The organism is Nocardioides iriomotensis, assembly GCF_004168035.1.
Lineage (GTDB): Bacteria > Actinomycetota > Actinomycetes > Propionibacteriales > Nocardioidaceae > Nocardioides_B > Nocardioides_B iriomotensis.
Map to the genome: position 1 here is coordinate 164,538 of NZ_SDPU01000032.1, position 17,256 is coordinate 181,793.

Sequence of the window (17,256 nt, forward strand, 5' to 3'; positions counted from 1 at the left end):
GTGAACCGTCGGACGGCCTTCGTCCCTCCCCCGCAGCACACCACGCGGCCCACGCTGCGCGGCCGGTTCGGAATGTCCGCCTCGACGCACTGGCTGGCGAGCTCGTCGGCGCAGGCCGTGCTCGAACGCGGCGGCAACGCCTTCGACGCCGCGGTCGCCGGCGCGTTCGTGCTGCACGTCGTGGAGCCGCACCTCAACGGACCGGGCGGCGACATGACCGGCCTCATCGCCACCGCCGACGACCCACGCCCGAAGGTGCTCGTCGGGCAGGGCGTCGCCCCGGCCGGAGCGACCATCGAGCACTACCGCGGCGAGGGCCTCGACCTGGTGCCCGGCGCCGGCGCGCTGGCCGCCGCCGTCCCCGGCTCGGTGGACGCCTGGCTGCTGCTGCTCCGCGACCACGGCACCTGGGAGCTGGCCGACGTCCTGGCCTTCGCGATCGAGTACGCCGAGGAGGGGCACCAGATCTCGCCGCGGGTCGCGCACACGATCGCGCAGATGGCCGCCCTGTTCCGCGAGCACTGGCCCAGCTCCGCCGAGCTCTGGCTGCCCGGCGACTCGGTGCCCGAGGACGGCGCCGTGCTGCGGCTTCCGGCGTACGCCGCCACCCTGCGCCGGCTGGTGAAGGAGGCGTCGGGCGCCGCCGACCGGGCCGGCCGCATCGACGCCGCCCGCAGCGCCTGGGGCACCGGCTTCGTCGCCGAGGCGGTCGAGGAGTTCGTGCGCACCCCGCACCGGCACGCCGACGGCGGCGACCACGCCGGCGTCATCACGCGCGCCGACATGGCGGGGTGGAGCGCGTCGTACGAGGAGCCCGTCACGCTCGACTTCCACGGCGTCACCGTCTGCAAGATCGGCCCGTGGGGGCAGGGCCCCGCGCTCCTGCAGACGCTGGCGATCCTGGCCGGCTTCGAGCCGCACGAGATCGACCCGTCCACCGCCGACGGTGCGCACCGCGTGCTCGAGGCGCTCAAGCTCGCGCTCGCCGACCGGGACGCCCACTACGGCGACGCGGACGTCGCGCTCGACGTGCTGCTCTCCGAGGAGTACGCCGCGGCACGGCGTGCGCTGATCGGGCCGGAGGCCTCGCACGAGTTCCGGCCCGGCGACGTCGGCGGAGCCCCGGCGTACCGCCCACCCCTGATCACCGAGTACCTCGGGCCCGAGGCCGGCGCCGCCGCCGGCGAGCCCACGGTCAGCGTCGCAGGGGCGACGCGCGGCGACACCTGCCACATCGACGTCGTGGACCGGTGGGGCAACTTCGTGTCGGCCACCCCGTCCGGCGGCTGGCTACAGTCGTCGCCGACCATCCCCGAGCTCGGCTTCTGCCTCGGCAGCCGGCTGCAGATGACCTGGCTCGACGAGCGCTCGCCCTCGGCCCTGCGCCCCGGCCGCCGGCCGCGCACGACGCTCACCCCGACCCTGCTGCTGAAGGACGGACGGCCGTGGTGCGCGCTCGGGACCCCGGGCGGCGACCAGCAGGAGCAGTGGCAGCTGCTCTACCTGCTGCGCGTGCTGGTCGGCGGGTACACCCCGCAGCAGGCGATCGACGCGCCGGCGCTGCACACCACCTCGATGCCGAGCTCGTTCTGGCCGCGCACGTGGACCCCGGGCGGCGCCGTCGTCGAGGACCGCCTCGGCGACGAGGTGATATCCGCCCTCGAGCAGCGCGGCCACGTCGTCACCCGCAGCGGCGACTGGTCGCTCGGCCGGCTCTCCGCCGTCACCCGCGACCCCGACACCGGCCTCCTGGAGGCCGCCGCCAACCCGAGAGGAGCGCAGGGCTATGCCGTCGGCCGCTAGCACACCGCTGCTGAGGATCACCGACCTCGAGGTCAGCTACCACGGGACCCCCGTGCTGCACGGCATCGACCTCACCGTCGCCGAGGGCGAGCGCGTCGCGCTCGTCGGCGAGTCCGGCTCGGGCAAGTCCACGACCGCCGCCGCGGTCATCGACCTGCTGCCCGCGGGCGGCGCGGTCACGCGAGGACGCATCGAGTACCGCGGCGACGACGTCACCCACGCCGACGACAAGCGGATGCGCCGCCTGCGTGGGCGCCAGGTCGGGCTGGTCCCGCAGGACCCGATGTCGAACCTCAACCCCGCCACGCGGGTGGGCAAGCAGATCGCCGAGACCCTGGTCGCGCACGGGGTCGCCTCCGGCCGCGAGGCCAGGAAGCGCGCGGTCGAGCTGATGGGCGAGGCCGGGATCCCCGACGCCGACAAGCGCAGCAAGCAGTACCCCCACGAGTTCTCCGGCGGCATGCGCCAGCGGGTCCTGATCGCGATCGCCCTCGCCTGCGAGCCCGACCTGCTGGTCGCCGACGAGCCGACCTCCGCCCTCGACGTCACGGTGCAGCGCCGGATCCTCGACCACCTCGAGACGCTGCGCAGCCGCCGCGGTACGTCGATGCTGCTGGTCACCCACGACCTCGGGCTCGCCGCGGACCGCGCGGACCGGGTCGTGGTGATGCAGCACGGGAGGATCGTCGAGGACGGTCCGGCCCACGAGCTGCTGCGCGACCCGCAGCACGAGTACACCCGGCGGCTGGTCGCCGCGGCGCCCTCGGTGTCCACCGCCACCCGCACCGGCGCGGTTGCGACCAGCGACGAGGATCCCCAGCAGGACAAGGGATTGGAGCCGATCCTCGTCGCCGAGCACCTCACCAAGGAGTACTCCGTCCGTGGCCGGCGCGAGCGCCTCACCGCGGTCGACGACGTCTCGTTCGCCGTGCGGGCGGGCACCACGACGGCCGTCGTCGGGGAGTCCGGCTCGGGCAAGACGACGGTCGCGCGGATGGTGCTCGGTCTCGAGACACCGACGTCCGGCGAGGTCCGTGTAGCCGGCGAGCACGTCGCCACCGCCAAGGGTGCGCAGCGCCGCGCGATCCGTCGGGCGATGCAGCCGGTGTTCCAGGACCCCTACGCGTCGCTCAACCCGATGTTCACCGTCGAGCACATCGTCGACGAGCCGCTGCGCGTCTTCGACGTCGGCGACCGACGCAGCCGCCGGGCCCGGGTCGCCGAGCTGCTCGACCACGTCGCCCTCCCGCGTGACCTGGCGCAGCGGCACCCCAACGAGCTGTCCGGCGGGCAGCGCCAGCGCGTCGCGATCGCGCGAGCGCTCGCCCTCGACCCGCGGCTCGTCGTGTGCGACGAGGCGGTGTCGGCGCTCGACGTGCTGGTTCAGGACCAGATCCTGACCCTGCTCGGCGACCTGCAGCGCGACCTCGGCCTGTCCTACCTCTTCATCACCCACGACCTGGCCGTCGTCCGTCTCGTCGCCCACGACGTGCTGGTCATGCAGCAGGGCAAGGTCGTCGAGGCCGGCACCGTCGACGACGTCTTCGAACGGCCCGGCTCCGACTACACCCGGGAGCTCCTCGCCGCCATCCCCGGCGCGGACGTCTTCACGTGAGCGCGCCGTGAACGCGAGCGGTCACGGGGGCCGACGCGCCGACGAGGTGCTGCGCTCGCTGCGTGCCGAGATCGTCGCGGGCACCTACCCGGCCGGGTCCCGGCTCAAGGAGCCGACGCTCTGCGAGGCCTACGGCGTCTCCCGGGTGCCGGTGCGCGAGGCGCTCAAGCAGCTCGAGGCGGAGGGCTTCGTCACCAGCGTTGCCTACGCCGGCGTGCGCGTCGCACACATCGACCGGTCCGAGGCGGTCGACCTGTTCACCGTGCGCACCACCATCGAGGAGCTGACGGTACGGCGGTGCGCGGAACGGTTCCGGGCGGAGCGGGACGACCCGGAGGTGCACGAGTTCGGGAGCCGGCTCGACACGCTTGTCGAGGCCGGTCTCGGCGGTCTCGGCGACCCGGACCGCTCCGACCTGCCGCCGCTCAACACGGAGTTCCACCTGGCGCTGGCGGAGTTCAGCGGCAACGCGTCGCTGCTCGCGCTGTTCCGGCAGATCGCCGCCAAGATCGAGTGGCTCTACGGCATGGACGTCCAGGTCCGCGGCGAGCACTCCTGGGACGAGCACGCCGAGATCGCCGCCGCCGTCCAGGCCGGCAAGGTCGCCGCGGCCGGCCGGCTGATGAAGCGGCACGTCCAGAACTCCCTGGACGGCTACCTGAAGCGGCACACCCCCGACGCCACGTCGATCCCTGGAAAGTGAGTCCTGCTTGAACCACCGGTCCGACCGCGCCGACGGTCTGTCCACGTCCCTCATGCTGGTGCTGTCCTTCGGCACCGGGATGCTCGACGCTGCCACCTACCTCGGCCTGCACCAGGTGTTCACGGCCAACATGACCGGCAACGTGGTCTTCGTCGGCCTCGGCCTGGCGAACGCCGACGACGTGCCGCTGCTCCGCGCGACCCTCGCTCTCGTCGGGTTCGTCGTCGGCGCCACCACCGCAGGCCTGCTCCAGCGCGGACGCAAGGCCTGGCCGAACTCCGACGGCGTCGCGGCCACGGTGCTGATCGTCGCCGCGGTCGTGGTCGGCACGAGCGCGGTCGTCCTGCACACCGGTGACCTCGGGGAGATCGGCCTCGACCTGCTGACCGGCGCGCTCGGCTGGGCGATGGGCGCGCAGGCGGTCGCGGCCCGGCGCGTGGCCGTCGGCGACGTGTCGACCGTCGTGGTCACCTCGACCCTGGCCGGCCTGTTCGCCGAGGCCGTCTGGTCCGGCAACACCGCCGGTCACGCGGCGACCCTGCGACGCGCCGGTGCCGTCGTCACGATGATGGGCGGCGCCGTCGCCGGTGCCTTCCTGCTGACGGCGACGAGCATCGCGCTCGCGGTCGCGGTCCCGGCGGTGCTGCTGCTCGTCGTCGGGCTGGTGACGCTGACCCGGGTGCTACTGCGCCGCCGCCAGCCGGTCGAACATGACGGCGTCGTGGGCGCAGAAGACCGTGACGCCGTCCGGTCCTGACGTCTCGCTGCGCGCGACGAGGTCGCGCAGCCGCTCCTGGTTCGCCAGCCGGGCGGTCTTGTCCATCTGCACCAGGGTCTGGAACACCCGGAGCCCGCTGGGGCACGACGGCGGCCGCTCCACCTCGCCGTGGAAGAAGAAAGCGTCGCCCGCGTGAAGCAGCCAGCCGTCGTCGCCCGGCCGGCGCACGGCGACCGCGGAGTGACCGCGGGTGTGACCGCGCAGCGGCAGCATCAGCACGTCGTCGCCGACCACCGGGATCGCGGTGAAGCCGTGCCAGGCCTCGCCGCCGCTGCCGTGCTCGGTCCAGCGCGGCCCGTGCGCCCACTGCTGCTCGACGTACCGGCCCTTCTCCTTCGGGCTCCGGCGGGCGCGGGCCGCGTCGAGCTCGTCGCGCATGACGTGCACGCGGGCGTCGGGGAAGTCCGAGAGCCCGCCGGCGTGGTCGAGGTCGAGGTGCGTGAGCACCACGTCGGTCACGTCGGCGGCGGAGAACCCGAGACCCTCGACCTGGGCCACCGCCGGCTCCGCCGGGTCGAGCGCCGCCCCGAGCACCGCGCGGGTCGGGCCGAGCCGTTTGGGGTCGGCCAGGTCGCCGGTGCCGAACCCGGTGTCGACGAGGACCAGACCGTCGGGCCGTTCGACCAGCAGGCAGTGCGCGACCATCCGCTCGGGCATCACCCGAAGCCTGCCGAGCGGGGGTCGGAACGAGGCGCAGTCGAGGTGGTGCACGCGGGAGACCGAGGAGCTCACGCCCGCATCGTGACACGTACGCTCGACGTGTGCCCTCCCCCGTCCGGACGCTGACGTCGCCGCGCATGCTCGCGCTGCACGCGCTCGGCGTCGCGGCGGTGACGGTCGCCGTGCTCCTCGGGATCTGGCAGTACGACGCGTGGCAGGCGGGCCGCGCGCTGGCCGCCCGCGACCTGGCGGACGCGCCGGCGGTGGCGCTCGACAGCGTCCTCGGCCCGGACGACCCCTACCCGGGCGACAAGGTCGGGCAGCCCGTCGAGCTGACGGGTCGCTGGCTCCCCGACAGCACGGTCGAGGTGCTGGACAAGGCGCTCGACGGGCGGCCCGGCCGGTGGCTGGTCACCCCCGTGGCGGTCTGTGGGGCCGGAGCCGACTGTGCGAGCGCGCCCGCGATCCTCGTCGTGCGCGGCTTCCTCCCCGACGGGTCCGACGCCCCGACCGCACCCTCCGGGCAGGTCGACCTGACCGGTTGGCTGCAGCCCGGCGAGGGCGAGGGCCTGCCCGATCGCGACCCGACCGACGCGCAGCTCCCCGAGCTGCGGATCGCGAGCGCGGTGCAGCACGTCGACACCGACCTCTACGGCGGCTACGTCATCACCGACGAGCCCGTGCCCGGGCTCGAGCCGGTGACCCCGGCCGCGCTGCCGAAGCCCGACTCGTTCACTTCCCTGCGCAACCTGTTCTACGCCGGCGAGTGGTGGGTGTTCGCCGGCTTCGCCGTGTTCCTCTGGTGGCGCTGGGCCCGCGACGAGCTCGAGCGGGTGGCGGCGGCCACAGAAGAGGACGACGCCGACGAGCCCGCGCCGACCCCTGAGATAGCGTCGGCCCCGTGAAGGCTGCCCTGCTCCGCTACCGGGTGATGGCCACCGTCGTCGGTGTCCTGCTCGTCGTGCTGATCCTCATCGGTGTCCCGCTCGCCAACTTCGACGGCACGTCCATGTGGCACGTCTTCCCCAGCACGCCGGCGGTCTGGCCCGAGGGCAGCGGCGCCCACCAGCTCGGCGAGGCGATCACGACGTACCTCGGCATCGCCCACGGCTGGCTCTACATGATCTTCCTGGTCACCGCGTTCCTGCTCTCGCGCAAGGCGCGCTGGTCGGTGCCGTTCACGGTCGTCACGCTCGCCTGCGGCACCATCCCGCTGGTCAGCTTCTGGGCCGAGCGCCGTGCCACCCGGCAGGTCCGGGCGCAGCTCGCCGAGGTCTCGACACGCTCGACCGGCCGGGACGACACCTCGACCGCCCGGGACGTCCCGACCGCGCGATGACCGGCCGGACCGCGTTCGTCCTCGGCGGTGGAGGGCTGCTCGGCGCGGTCGAGGTCGGGATGCTGCGGGCGCTGTTCGAGGCCGGGGTCCGGCCCGACCTGGTGCTCGGCACGTCCGTCGGGGCGCTCAACGGAGCCCTCGTCGCCGCCGACCCCGGCGACGGCGTGATCGACCGGCTCGTCGGGCTGTGGCAGAGCGCCGTCGAGAACCGCGAGGTCTGGGGAGACGGCGCCGTCCGGCAGGTGACCCGCGCCGTGCGCACCGGCACCCACCTGCACTCGGCCCGGCCGCTGCGCGAGCGGCTGCACGCGGAGCTTGGGGACCGCACGTTCGCCGACCTCGCGATCGAGCTCCAGGTCTGCGCCGCCTCGATCGAGCGGGCCGCCGAGCACTGGTTCACCACCGGTCGCGTCGTCGACGCGGTGGTCGCCAGCGCGGCCGTGCCCGGGCTGCTGCGCCCGGCCGTCGTCGACGGCGAGCACTACCTCGACGGCGGGATCGTGAACTCCATCCCCGTCGGCCGGGCCGTCGAGCAGGGCGCCGACCGGGTCTTCGTGCTGCAGGTCGGGCGGGTCGACCGGCCGCTGACCGCACCGCGCAAGCCGTGGGACGTCGCCCGGGTGTCGTTCGAGATCGCCCGCCGGCACCGCTTCAACCGCGAGATGGCCGCGCTGCCGGAGCACGTGACCGCGCACGTGCTGCCGACCGGCGGCGCCGGGCCCAAGGACGACAACCTGCTGTCGTACCGCGACTTCCGCGGCGTCGTACGACGGATCGACGCGGCGTACCGCGCCTCCGTCACCTACCTGGAGCACAGCCTGTGAGGCCCCGGGTGACCGCGGCCGGGCTGTTCCGCCGCGTCGTGCTGGGGCCACTGGTCATCGTGCTCACGGTGGTGCTGCTGACCGTGATGCCGCTGTGGCTGCTCCTCGCGATCGTGCTGTCGCCGATCGTGCCGGGCCGGCTGAGGCCGCTGCGGCTGATGTCGATCGCGATGCTCCACCTGGTGCTCGAGAGCATCCTGCTGGTCGAGCTCTTCGGGCTCTGGATCGCCTCCGGGTTCGGGCTGCTCATCCGCCGGCCGTTCTTCGAGCGGATCCACTACGACCTCGTCCAGACCTACCTCGTGGTGTTCTACCGCGAGGCCCGCCGCGTGCTGCGGCTGAAGATCGTCACCGAGGGACCGGCGCCGGACGCCTACCCGGGCGAGCCGCTGCTGGTCTGCTGCCGGCACGCCGGTCCGGGCGACTCGTTCACGCTGATGTACGCGCTGATGCACTGGTACGGCCGCGAGCCGCGCGTGGTCCTCAAGGACACCCTGCAGTGGGACCCGGCCATCGACGTGATCCTCAACCGGCTCCCGAGCCGGTTCGTGTCACCCGGCAAGTCGGAGGGAGGGTCGCCCGGCGAGACCCTGGAGCAGCAGGTCGGGGAGCTGGCCCGCAACCTCGATCACAACGACGCGTTCGTGATCTTCCCGGAGGGCGGCAACTTCACCCCGCAGCGGCGGCAGCGTGCGATCGACAAGCTGCGCCGGCTCGGGCTGGAGGCGATGGCGGCGCGGGCCGAGCGGATGGAGAACGTCCTCGCGCCCCGGCCCGGCGGCCTGCTCGCCGCGCTCGACGCCGCACCCGACGCCGACGTGGTGCTGGTCGCGCACACCGGGCTCGACCACATGCAGACCGTCGCCGACATCTGGCGCGAGATCCCGATGGACAAGCAGCTCATCATGCGCTGGTGGCGGGTGCCGCGCGCGGAGATCCCCGCCGGCCGCGAGGAGCGGATCGACTGGCTGTTCTCGTGGTGGGAGCGGATCGACGACTGGATCGACGAGCACCGCCCGGTCGACCTGCCCCGGTCGTACGGACGGAGGCGGGACGCCGGGCGGCGGTGAAGCGGGGAGCGACCTGGGTCGCCGGGGTCAGTTGTTCTTGACGTCGATCGTCTCGGCCGGGTTGTCCGGCGTCGTGGCCTCGTGCGGCTCGGCGGCCGCGTCCGCCTTGGCGACGTCGGGCGAGGAACCGCCCTGGTCGTCGCCCTCGCCCTCGGCCCGGTGCGCACCGGCCGCGGACGCGGGCGGGGTCGGCGCCGGGGCCGGCGTGTAGTTGGACTCCCAGGTCGTCGACGACGGCCGGTCGGAGAGCTTCTTCGCGACGAACGCGATGGCGCCGCCGAGGCCGAGGATGACGAGGAAGTTGCGGAAGCGGTGCGTCTCCTTGGGCGCCTCGACCTCGCCCTTGAGCGCGGCCACGGCAGCCTTGCCGCGCTTGCCGGCCTCGCCGCGGACCTCCTCGGTCGCCTCGTTGGCGGCCGCGATCGCGGCGGCGATGGCCGGGATGACCTCGGTGTTGATCCGGTCCCGGGCGTCGTGGACGGCCGGCGCGGCCTTCTCGCGCGCTTCGGCAATCACCGGGCCCGCCTTGTCCTTCGCCGTCTCCACGGCGTGCTCGACCTGGGGCCCGATCTTGTCGACGATGTCGGTCGCCAAGTCGTTCGCGTGGTCAAGGAGTGTCTTGGACTTCTTCGGCATGGCGGGGTGGCCCCTCTCGTTCACGCGTTGGCTGTCGCCCACACTGTTCCCGTGGTGCTGCCGATCATGCCCGGTGAGCGGACAGGCATCAAACCCTCGCGTCCATGCACCGTGCGGCCGTCTTGCCGCGGCGTGGGAGGATCGGGCCGTGACCGAGACTTACGCGACCCTGAAGACCAACCACGGCGACATCGTGGTGCACCTGTTCCCCAACCACGCCCCCAAGACCGTCGAGAACTTCGTCGGCCTGGCCGAGGGCACCCAGGAGTACGTCGACCCCGAGTCGGGCGAGCGCACGACCGGCAGGTTCTACGACGGGCTCGGCTTCCACCGGATCATCCCGAACTTCATGATCCAGGGCGGCTGCCCGCTCGGCACCGGCACCGGCGGTCCCGGCTACACGTTCAAGGACGAGTTCCACCCGGAGCTGCAGTTCGACCGCCCGTACCTCCTCGCGATGGCCAACGCCGGCCCGGGCACCAACGGCTCGCAGTTCTTCATCACCACCGTGCCGACCGACTGGCTGAACAACCGCCACACCATCTTCGGTGAGGTCGAGGACGCCGACAGCCAGCGCGTCGTCGACGCCATCGGCGGCGCCAAGACCGGCCCCGGCGACCGCCCGGTCGAGCCCGTCGTCATCGAGAACGTCCAGGTGGAGCGCCGCTGAGCACGCCCGAGCAGACCGGGGCCGCCCCCGAGCGCGCCCCGGTCTGCTACCGCCACACCGACCGCGAGGCGCACATCCGCTGCCAGCGGTGCGACCGGCCGATCTGCCCGGACTGCATGCGCTCGGCCGCGGTCGGCTTCCAGTGCCCGACCTGCGTCTCCGAGGGCGCCCGGTCGACACGCTCCGGGCGCGCGGCGTACGGCGGGCAGCGGTCCACCAACCCGGCACTGACGTCGTACGTCCTGATCGGCGTCAACCTGCTGGTGTTCCTGCTCATCCAGGTCACCGGCGGGAGCAGCAGCCCGTGGCTGTACCACCTCGCGCTGCTCCCCTCGCGCGGCTTCGCCGTCATCGGTGGCCAGCCGCAGTTCTTCGACGGCGTCGCCACCGGCGCGTGGTGGCAGCCCGTCACGTCGATGTTCACCCACCTCGAGATCTGGCACATCGCGTTCAACATGCTCGCGCTCTACGTCCTCGGGCCGCAGCTCGAGGCCGTGATGGGCCGGGTGCGGTTCCTGGCGATCTACCTGCTGTCCGGGCTGAGCGGCAGCGCGATGGTCTACTGGTTCAGCGGCGTCAACACCCCGACCATCGGCGCCTCCGGTGCGCTGTTCGGGCTGATGGCTGCGCTGCTCGTCGTCGCCTTCAAGGCACACGGCCAGGTCCAGCAGATCCTGATGTGGATCGGCCTCAACTTCCTGATCACCGCGGTGTTCCGGTCGTTCATCTCCTGGCAGGGCCACCTCGGCGGCTTCCTCGGCGGCCTCGCGCTGGCGGCGGCGTTCGTCTACGCGCCCCGCGAGCACCGCTCGCTCGTCCAGACCCTCGCGTCGGCCGGGCTGCTGGTGGTGCTCCTGGCCGCGTTCGCCGGCCGCACCGTCGTCCTGGCCTGAAGTCGACGTAGCCCCGCTACGCCCGCCGCCGGAGGGCCCGAGCGGTTTCGTCGCGCACCCTCGGGGGTATCAACCGTGCGTCGCCCCACATATCCACACTGTGCACAACCCCTGTGGATGAATCACACGGTTGTCATTCGTGTGCACAGACGCGTCCACACCCTGGTGACAACGTGGCTGCGGCGGACCGTCAGGGCCCGGCGGCTCACTCCCAGCGGGTGGCGTACACGAACCCGACGGCCATGAAGCCGATCCCGACGACCAGGTTGTACTGGCCGAGGCTGCTCATCAGCGGGATCGCGAGGTCGTTGCCGGTCATGTAGTAGACGACGATCCAGACCAGGCCGATCAGGAAGCACCCGAGCATCCCGACCACCACGCCGCGGCCGCGGCCCAGCGGCGTCGCCGGGTTGGCGGCGAGCGCGAGGCCCAGGAAGATCAGCACGAACCCGATCAGGAAGTTCCAGCGCATCAGGTCGCCCATCCAGGTCAGCTGCTCGCCGTCCTGGGCGACGTTGAGGTAGACGACCATCCACGCCACCCCCACGGCGACCAGCAGCGCGGCCACGACCGTCCGGACGACGGAGATGCCGTCCTGGGTGTCGACCTCGGCGGGCTTGTTGCGGGCGGGGCGCTGCGACACGCGGGTGCTCCTAGTCGTACGACGGTGCTTGGGAGTGGTGCGACCGCCCTGGCGGGCTGGCTGCCTGGGCTAGCGTAGTCGTGACCGTTCCCGCGCACGAAAGGCGCTCCGTCGTGCCCGACCACACCGGCCCGACTCCGCACCGGGCCGGCTGGCGCGCCCGCATCCGTGCGGTGGTGGCCTCCGGGGGCCGGCTGCGCGGCGGCGGGTCCTCGTGGTGGCGGGGTGCGGCGCCCCTGGTCTTCGTGGTCGCGGGCGCGCTGTTCGTGACCAGCTGGGTGAGCGCGGGCGGGCAGGACCTGCGCGCCGGCCGGTACGACGACCTGCCGGGCCTCGCCGCGGCGGAGGCCCGCCAGCTCGAGGGGCTGCGCGCCCAGCAGGAGAAGCTCGCCGCCGAGGTCGACGGGCTCACCGACGGGCTGTCCGACTCGATCGGCGCCCGCGAGGCCCAGCGCGAGGCCCGCGCCGCCCAGCGGCCGGCCGGGCTCGACCCCGCCCGCGGTGCCGGCGTGACGATCACGCTCGACGACGCCCCGGACGCGGTCGCCGACAGCGTCACCGACAACGTCAACAACCTCGTCGTGCACCAGCAGGACATCCAGGCCGTGGTCAACGCGCTCTGGGCCGGCGGCGCCACGGCGATGACGATCCAGGACCAGCGCGTGGTGTCCACGACCGGCATCCGCTGCGTCGGCAACACCGTCGTCCTGCACGACGTGCCCTACGCCCCGCCGTACGTCATCCGGGCGGTCGGGCCGACCTCCGAGATGCTCAGCAGCGTCAACCAGAGCCCCTACATCGGCTTCTACCTGCAGGCGGTCGCGGCCTACCAGCTCGGCTGGGACGTGCAGGTCGACCCCGACCTGCAGCTGCCCGGCTACAGCGGCTCGATCGAGCTCGACTACGCCCGGCCGGCCGGGGGCACCGGGGACCTTCCCGACGACCGGACCTGACCGGCTGCCTCACTGGGTGTGTCCCCATTGGCGGCTGCGCGCCGAGCATCCGCGTCTACAGGTTCTCCGATGAGCCCGGTAGGGCTGTCTGCGAGTCAGGACGGCAGAGGGCGACGGATGAACCACTCGGTCGAAAGAAGCTCCTCGCGGGCCGCCGGTGACAAACGGGCGACGAGCCCTGGAAGGGCGCCTCGATCGACTTCCGAGCGGTGGGCCAGGATTGCGGCCACCTTCTGTTCCAGCAAAGGCGAAACGTCCACTCGGTCTGTGACCTTCTCGTCCGGAGTGGCGTACACGGCACCTCGGGCACCGATGACCTTCTCGATCTCTTTCACCGACGAACGCGGATGGGTCGTCAAGTACACGGCGCTCGGCGCCCACGGATGGCCCGCATCGGGGTACACGTCCAGCCCGGCTGCCTCGGCGGCCAGCATGGTCACGCGATGGGTGTGCACATGATCGGGATGGCCGGTCAGACCGCCATAAGCGTCGAAGGTCACCAGGGCTTCCGGACGGAACTCGCGGATCTGCATGACCAGCCGACGTACGGCTTCGTCAAGCGGCGCGTCGCACCAGCGGGGGCAGCCCAGGGCAGACTCCGGGACCTTCGCGTCGGCGTATCCGAGCATCCTCGGCTCACCTGCACCAAGGATCCGTAGCGCATCAGCCAACTCGGCTACTCGTTGCGTGGTCGGAGCCCACGTGGCAGTGACCACGGCAGTCCTCGCCCCCGCTGCGGCATGTCGAGCCAGGATGCCGCCCGCGGCCAGTGACTCGTCATCGGGATGCCCGAACACGGCAAGCAGGCTCGGCAACTTCACGAGGACGACCTTCCTGACGGGGCCCCAGACCGGCCCAGTATGGGTGTCTCGTCTGGTCGCACCCACGACGAAACGCGTTGACGTGCCGAACTCCGCGAGGTGCCAGGACCGACGCCGCTCACGCGGGCAGTGGCGAGCATCGGTCGGTCGCGTCGAGACCGTGAGAGGTGGCGGAGGGTGGTCGCGATGCAGGGCTCTTCTGCGTCGGTGAGGACCGGTCGCGCACGAACACCTCGAACACGCCATCCGGCGCTGGGTCCCGCGCCGGAAGGGCCAGGTTGTCATCGGTGGAGGTGTACACGACCGCAGTGCCGTCGTCGCTCAGGGACAGCAGGCCCAGGCTCCCCGACCCGCGGTCTCCCTCTGAGCGGTTGCCGTTGCCCTGGCGTCAGGACAGTGACCCGATGGTCGGAGCAATCGCCCGAAGTCACAACCGGAACAACCAAGGAAATCTGCCCCGACACGGCCGACAAACGTTCCAATACCGGCGCAACCAGGCGATGTGGTGTTGGCTGTCCCAGCCCGCCCGCCAGGTGACCCAGGTCACGCCTGACGAGCGGCAATCGCGTTTCTCAACCATTGAGGGGACCCCTTTTGTCTGAATCCCAGCACCGGGGCCGTGGGCGCATCACGCTCGCGGCCCTCGCGGCCTGCACCCTCCTGACCGGAGGCATCGCAGCACCCGCCGTGGCGGTTACACAGCCCAAGCCGCCCAAGGCCGCCAAGAGCGGCAAGCACGACCAGCTCGGCGCCCACGACCGCGAGCTGCTCACCAAGGCCGAGGCCAGGGGCGAGAAGACCGTCACCGTCATGTTCGTCGCCGGCAAGTCCGAGGCGGCCAAGGCCCGCCGGGACATCCGGGCGCTCGGCGGGTCCATCCGCTACTCGGCCGACAAGCTTGGCTACTTCAGCGCCCAGGTGCCCATCGCGCAGGTGGAGAAGGCGGCGGCGCTTGACTCAGTGGTCGCAGCCGACCTGGACGAGACCATCCCGCTGCCCGATGTCGACCCCAAGGGCTCGGCTGCGGCCGCCTCCGCCGCTGGTCCGGGCAAGGACACGCCCGACAACAACCCGTACATGCCGACCAACGAGACCGGTGCGGTCGCCTTCAAGGCGGCGCACAAAGCGTGGGACGGCCGCGGGATCACCATCGGCATCCTCGACAGCGGCATCGACCTGGCGCACCCGGCGCTGCAGACCACCAGCACCGGGCAGCGCAAGATCGTCGACTGGTTCACGGCGACGGCCCCCTCCGAGGGCGACGGCACCTGGCGCGCCATGCTCACGACGGTGACCCCGACCGATGGGACCTTCTCGGCATCGGGGGTGACTTGGAAGTCGCCCAACGGGGCGTTCAAGTTCAACCGCTTCACGGAAGCGACCACGAACATCGCCGGCGGCGAGGTCCTGGGTGACGTCAACCGGGACGGGGACACGACGGACCGCTGGGGCATCCTCTATGACGAGACGAACCACGACATCATCGTCGACAGCGACCAGGACGGGGACTTCCGCAACAACCCCGTGATGCACCCCTTCCGGCAGAACCAGCAGGTCGGCACGTTCGGCACGGACAAGCCCGGAACCGACGTGGTCGAGGCGATGCCGTTCACGGTCGACTACCGCGAGGACGTCTCCCTGAAGCCGTTCGGCCTGCCTGGCACTGCCGACTTCGTCGACATCGGGATCGTCTCCGGTGCCCACGGCTCGCACGTGGCCGGGATCACCGCGGCGAACGACATGTTCGGCGGCCGGATGGACGGCGCCGCACCGGGTGCCCAGCTCGTGTCGGCCCGCGCCTGCGCCTTCGGACCTGGCTGCACCGCCGCGGCGCTGACCGACGGCATGGCCGAGCTGGCCTCCAACCGTGGCGTCGACATCATCAACATGTCGATCGGCGGTCTGCCCGCCCTCAACGACGGCAACAACGCCCGCGCGGAGCTGTACAACCGGATCGTCAACGACCTCGGCGTGCAGATCGTCCTCTCGGCCGGCAACTCCGGCAACGCGCTGAACACCGTCGGCGACCCGGCGGTCTCCACGGACGCGGTCGCCGTGGGCGCTGAGATCTCGAAGGCCACCTGGAAGGCCAACTACGGCTCGGACGTGCGCTTCGACCGGGGCATGCTGACCTTCTCCTCGGGTGGTCCCCGGGAGGACGGCGGGTTCAAGCCGAACATCACGGCTCCTGGCTCGGCCATCTCCACCACCCCCACCTGGCAGCCCGGCGGTCCGGTCGCGGAGGCGGGCTACCCGCTGCCGGCCGGCTACTCCATGTTCAACGGCACCTCGATGGCCTCCCCCCAGGCAGCTGGAGCCATGGCACTGCTGCTGTCGGCCGCGAAGCAGGAGAGCATCCTCAACCGCGACCCCGGCGCACTCCGCCAGGCCGTGTACTCGACCGCGGAGTACAACCCCGGCGTCCCCGCGTTCCTGCAGGGTCACGGCCAGATCAACGTCCCCGCGGCGTGGGACCTGTTCCGGCAGGGGCTGACTCCGGACGCGTTCACCGCGTCCGCGCCGGTGTGCACCGAGGTCTGGAAGCTCCTCGGTGAGACCACCGGCACTGGCATCTACAACCGCTGCGCTGCCGACGCCGGTGGTCAGGCGCCCGGCTCGAGCAAGACCTACCCGGTCACCATCACCCGGACCTCGGGCAAGGCGAAGTCGGGCACGTATGCCCTGTCGCTGCGCGGCAACGACGGCACGTTCTCGCTGTCGCAGAGCACCGTGACCCTGCCGCTGAACCAGCCGGTGACGGTGCAGGTCACGGCGACGCCGGCGGCGGGAGCGCACACCGCGCTGCTGCGGGTGGACGACGCCAAGACCAAGGGCCTGGACTTCGCGGTGATGAACGCGGTGGTGGCGGGCACCGAGCTGGCTGCGCCGTCGTACACCTGGTCGCAGTCCGGCACCGCGCAGCGCAACGAGGCGTCCCGCTACTACCTGACAGTGCCTGAGGGCACGAAGGCGCTCCAGGTGAAGCTGTCGGGCATCGCCGCCGGCAGCCAGACTCGATTCCTGGCGTTCCACCCCTACGGCGTCGGCGTGGACTCGACGGCGAGCACCGCGTGCTACACCAACTTCCTGAACGGCAACGGCTGCAACCCGACCACCCGGTCGTACGCCGACCCGGCGCCGGGCGTCTGGGAGCTGCTGGTGGAGTCGCGGCGCACGTCACCGCTGCAGGAGAACCCGTGGACGCTGGATGCCACGCTCCTCGGTGTGACCGTGAACCCGGAGACCACGACGCTCGAAAGCGTGCAGAAGGGTGTTCCCACGCCGATCTCTTGGAACGTGTCCAACGACTTCGGGCCGGTCACGGCGGGCGCGAAGGGCGGCCCGCTCGGCTCGGCGAAGTCGTCGACCGAGACCATCGCCAATCACGCCACCAAGACGTTCACGGTGGAGGTGCCGGCCGACGCCTCCAAGCTGGACGTCAAGATCGGCAACACCAGTGACGCCGGGGCCGACCTCGACCTGTTCGTGTCCGGCCCGGGCGGGAACAAGCAGTCCGCAGACGGCGACTCCGAGGAAGCGGTCAGCTACGCCAACCCGGCTCCCGGGACCTACACGGTCACGGTGGACGCGTACGACGTCCCGGCAGGGACGACGTCCTACGACTACCTCGACGTCTTCTTCGCCGGGGCACTCGGAACGGTCAGCGTCGACGAGGCGCCGTTCAGCCTCGCCAATGGCGAGTCGCACACCGTCACCGGCACGGTGACCGCGAACCAGCTCGCCGCCGAGGGTCGCTCACTGTTGGGAGCGATGAACGTCGTCAGCGACAGCGGGGCGTTGCTCGGCACCGGAACGGTCACCGCCAAGCGGGTCACCGAGTAGCGACA

At 71.9% G+C, this 17,256-nt stretch carries 16 protein-coding genes and 1 pseudogene; 12 read left to right on the top strand and 5 right to left on the bottom strand.

All coding sequences use genetic code 11. The annotated features are described in order from the left end of the window. Genes ETU37_RS17860 through ETU37_RS17875 form a run of 4 tightly spaced genes read left to right on the top strand, consistent with a single transcriptional unit; the run spans nucleotide 1 to nucleotide 4,878 of the window. Nucleotides 1-1,803, top strand: a complete 1,803-nt coding sequence (locus ETU37_RS17860) for a gamma-glutamyltransferase family protein (protein WP_338068626.1) — start codon at nucleotides 1-3, stop codon at nucleotides 1,801-1,803. After that, nucleotides 1,787-3,418: a dipeptide ABC transporter ATP-binding protein gene (locus tag ETU37_RS17865; protein WP_129988693.1), complete on the top strand. Its 1,632-nt coding sequence runs from the start codon at nucleotides 1,787-1,789 to the stop codon at nucleotides 3,416-3,418. Before ETU37_RS17860 ends, ETU37_RS17865 begins: the two co-directional genes overlap by 17 nt. A 7-nt stretch (nucleotides 3,419-3,425) precedes the next feature. Then, on the top strand, nucleotides 3,426-4,121 hold the full coding sequence (locus tag ETU37_RS17870; protein ID WP_129988694.1) for a GntR family transcriptional regulator: 696 nt from the start codon (nucleotides 3,426-3,428) through the stop codon (nucleotides 4,119-4,121). Between the two features lie 7 nt (nucleotides 4,122-4,128). Continuing rightward, nucleotides 4,129-4,878 carry a YoaK family protein gene (locus ETU37_RS17875; RefSeq protein ID WP_129988695.1) on the top strand — a complete coding sequence of 250 codons (750 nt, stop codon included), beginning with the start codon at nucleotides 4,129-4,131 and terminating at the stop codon, nucleotides 4,876-4,878. Here the strand turns inward: ETU37_RS17875 and ETU37_RS17880 are convergent. Then, nucleotides 4,804-5,631: an MBL fold metallo-hydrolase gene (locus ETU37_RS17880; protein ID WP_206054013.1), complete on the bottom strand. Its 828-nt coding sequence runs from the start codon at nucleotides 5,629-5,631 to the stop codon at nucleotides 4,804-4,806. The two genes, ETU37_RS17875 and ETU37_RS17880, sit on opposite strands and share 75 nt — an antisense overlap. Nucleotides 5,632-5,660: 29 nt before the next feature. On the opposite strand from ETU37_RS17880, the gene ETU37_RS17885 reads away from it, so the two are divergent. From ETU37_RS17885 to ETU37_RS17900, 4 genes are read left to right on the top strand one after another with little or no spacing between them, the layout of a single operon-like run. Further along, nucleotides 5,661-6,464, top strand: coding sequence for an SURF1 family protein (locus tag ETU37_RS17885; RefSeq protein WP_129988696.1), 804 nt, complete (start codon nucleotides 5,661-5,663; stop codon nucleotides 6,462-6,464). Further along, nucleotides 6,461-6,898 (top strand): DUF3817 domain-containing protein, encoded by a 438-nt coding sequence (locus ETU37_RS17890; protein ID WP_206054015.1) that lies wholly within the window; start codon nucleotides 6,461-6,463, stop codon nucleotides 6,896-6,898. The genes ETU37_RS17885 and ETU37_RS17890 overlap by 4 nt, the downstream gene beginning before the upstream one ends. Next, a complete protein-coding gene (locus ETU37_RS17895) occupies nucleotides 6,895-7,722 on the top strand; it encodes a patatin-like phospholipase family protein (RefSeq protein ID WP_129988697.1) in 828 nt (275 codons plus the stop codon). Before ETU37_RS17890 ends, ETU37_RS17895 begins: the two co-directional genes overlap by 4 nt. Further along, a complete protein-coding gene (locus tag ETU37_RS17900; protein ID WP_240755811.1) occupies nucleotides 7,719-8,792 on the top strand; it encodes a 1-acyl-sn-glycerol-3-phosphate acyltransferase in 1,074 nt (357 codons plus the stop codon). Before ETU37_RS17895 ends, ETU37_RS17900 begins: the two co-directional genes overlap by 4 nt. 27 nt (nucleotides 8,793-8,819) lie before the next feature. Here the strand turns inward: ETU37_RS17900 and ETU37_RS17905 are convergent, their stop codons facing one another. Beyond that, nucleotides 8,820-9,428, bottom strand: a complete 609-nt coding sequence (locus tag ETU37_RS17905) for a hypothetical protein (RefSeq protein WP_129988698.1) — start codon at nucleotides 9,426-9,428, stop codon at nucleotides 8,820-8,822. A 148-nt stretch (nucleotides 9,429-9,576) separates the two neighbouring features. On the opposite strand from ETU37_RS17905, the gene ETU37_RS17910 reads away from it, so the two are divergent. After that, on the top strand, nucleotides 9,577-10,098 hold the full coding sequence (locus tag ETU37_RS17910; RefSeq protein ID WP_240755812.1) for a peptidylprolyl isomerase: 522 nt from the start codon (nucleotides 9,577-9,579) through the stop codon (nucleotides 10,096-10,098). Between the two features lie 116 nt (nucleotides 10,099-10,214). Next, nucleotides 10,215-10,991 (top strand): rhomboid family intramembrane serine protease, encoded by a 777-nt coding sequence (locus tag ETU37_RS17915; protein ID WP_338068627.1) that lies wholly within the window; start codon nucleotides 10,215-10,217, stop codon nucleotides 10,989-10,991. Nucleotides 10,992-11,196: 205 nt separating this feature from the next. On the opposite strand, the gene ETU37_RS23880 is transcribed toward ETU37_RS17915, so the two are convergent. Together ETU37_RS23880 and ETU37_RS23885 are read right to left on the bottom strand one after the other, a co-directional pair. After that, on the bottom strand, nucleotides 11,197-11,358 hold the full coding sequence (locus ETU37_RS23880; RefSeq protein ID WP_276319695.1) for a cell division protein CrgA: 162 nt from the start codon (nucleotides 11,356-11,358) through the stop codon (nucleotides 11,197-11,199). 60 nt (nucleotides 11,359-11,418) lie between these two features. Continuing rightward, nucleotides 11,419-11,652: pseudogene (locus tag ETU37_RS23885) on the bottom strand (cell division protein CrgA); the annotation flags it as partial. A gap of 95 nt (nucleotides 11,653-11,747) precedes the next feature. Between ETU37_RS23885 and ETU37_RS17925 the strand changes: the two are divergent. Continuing rightward, on the top strand, nucleotides 11,748-12,587 hold the full coding sequence (locus tag ETU37_RS17925; RefSeq protein ID WP_129988701.1) for a DUF881 domain-containing protein: 840 nt from the start codon (nucleotides 11,748-11,750) through the stop codon (nucleotides 12,585-12,587). Nucleotides 12,588-12,682: 95 nt separating this feature from the next. Here ETU37_RS17925 and ETU37_RS17930 read toward each other — a convergent pair whose 3' ends face one another. Further along, nucleotides 12,683-13,408, bottom strand: a complete 726-nt coding sequence (locus ETU37_RS17930; RefSeq protein WP_129988702.1) for a PIG-L deacetylase family protein — start codon at nucleotides 13,406-13,408, stop codon at nucleotides 12,683-12,685. Nucleotides 13,409-14,095: 687 nt separating this feature from the next. Between ETU37_RS17930 and ETU37_RS17935 the strand changes: the two genes are divergently transcribed. Next, nucleotides 14,096-17,251, top strand: coding sequence for a S8 family serine peptidase (locus ETU37_RS17935; RefSeq protein WP_206054016.1), 3,156 nt, complete (start codon nucleotides 14,096-14,098; stop codon nucleotides 17,249-17,251). Nucleotides 17,252-17,256 lie beyond the last annotated feature (5 nt).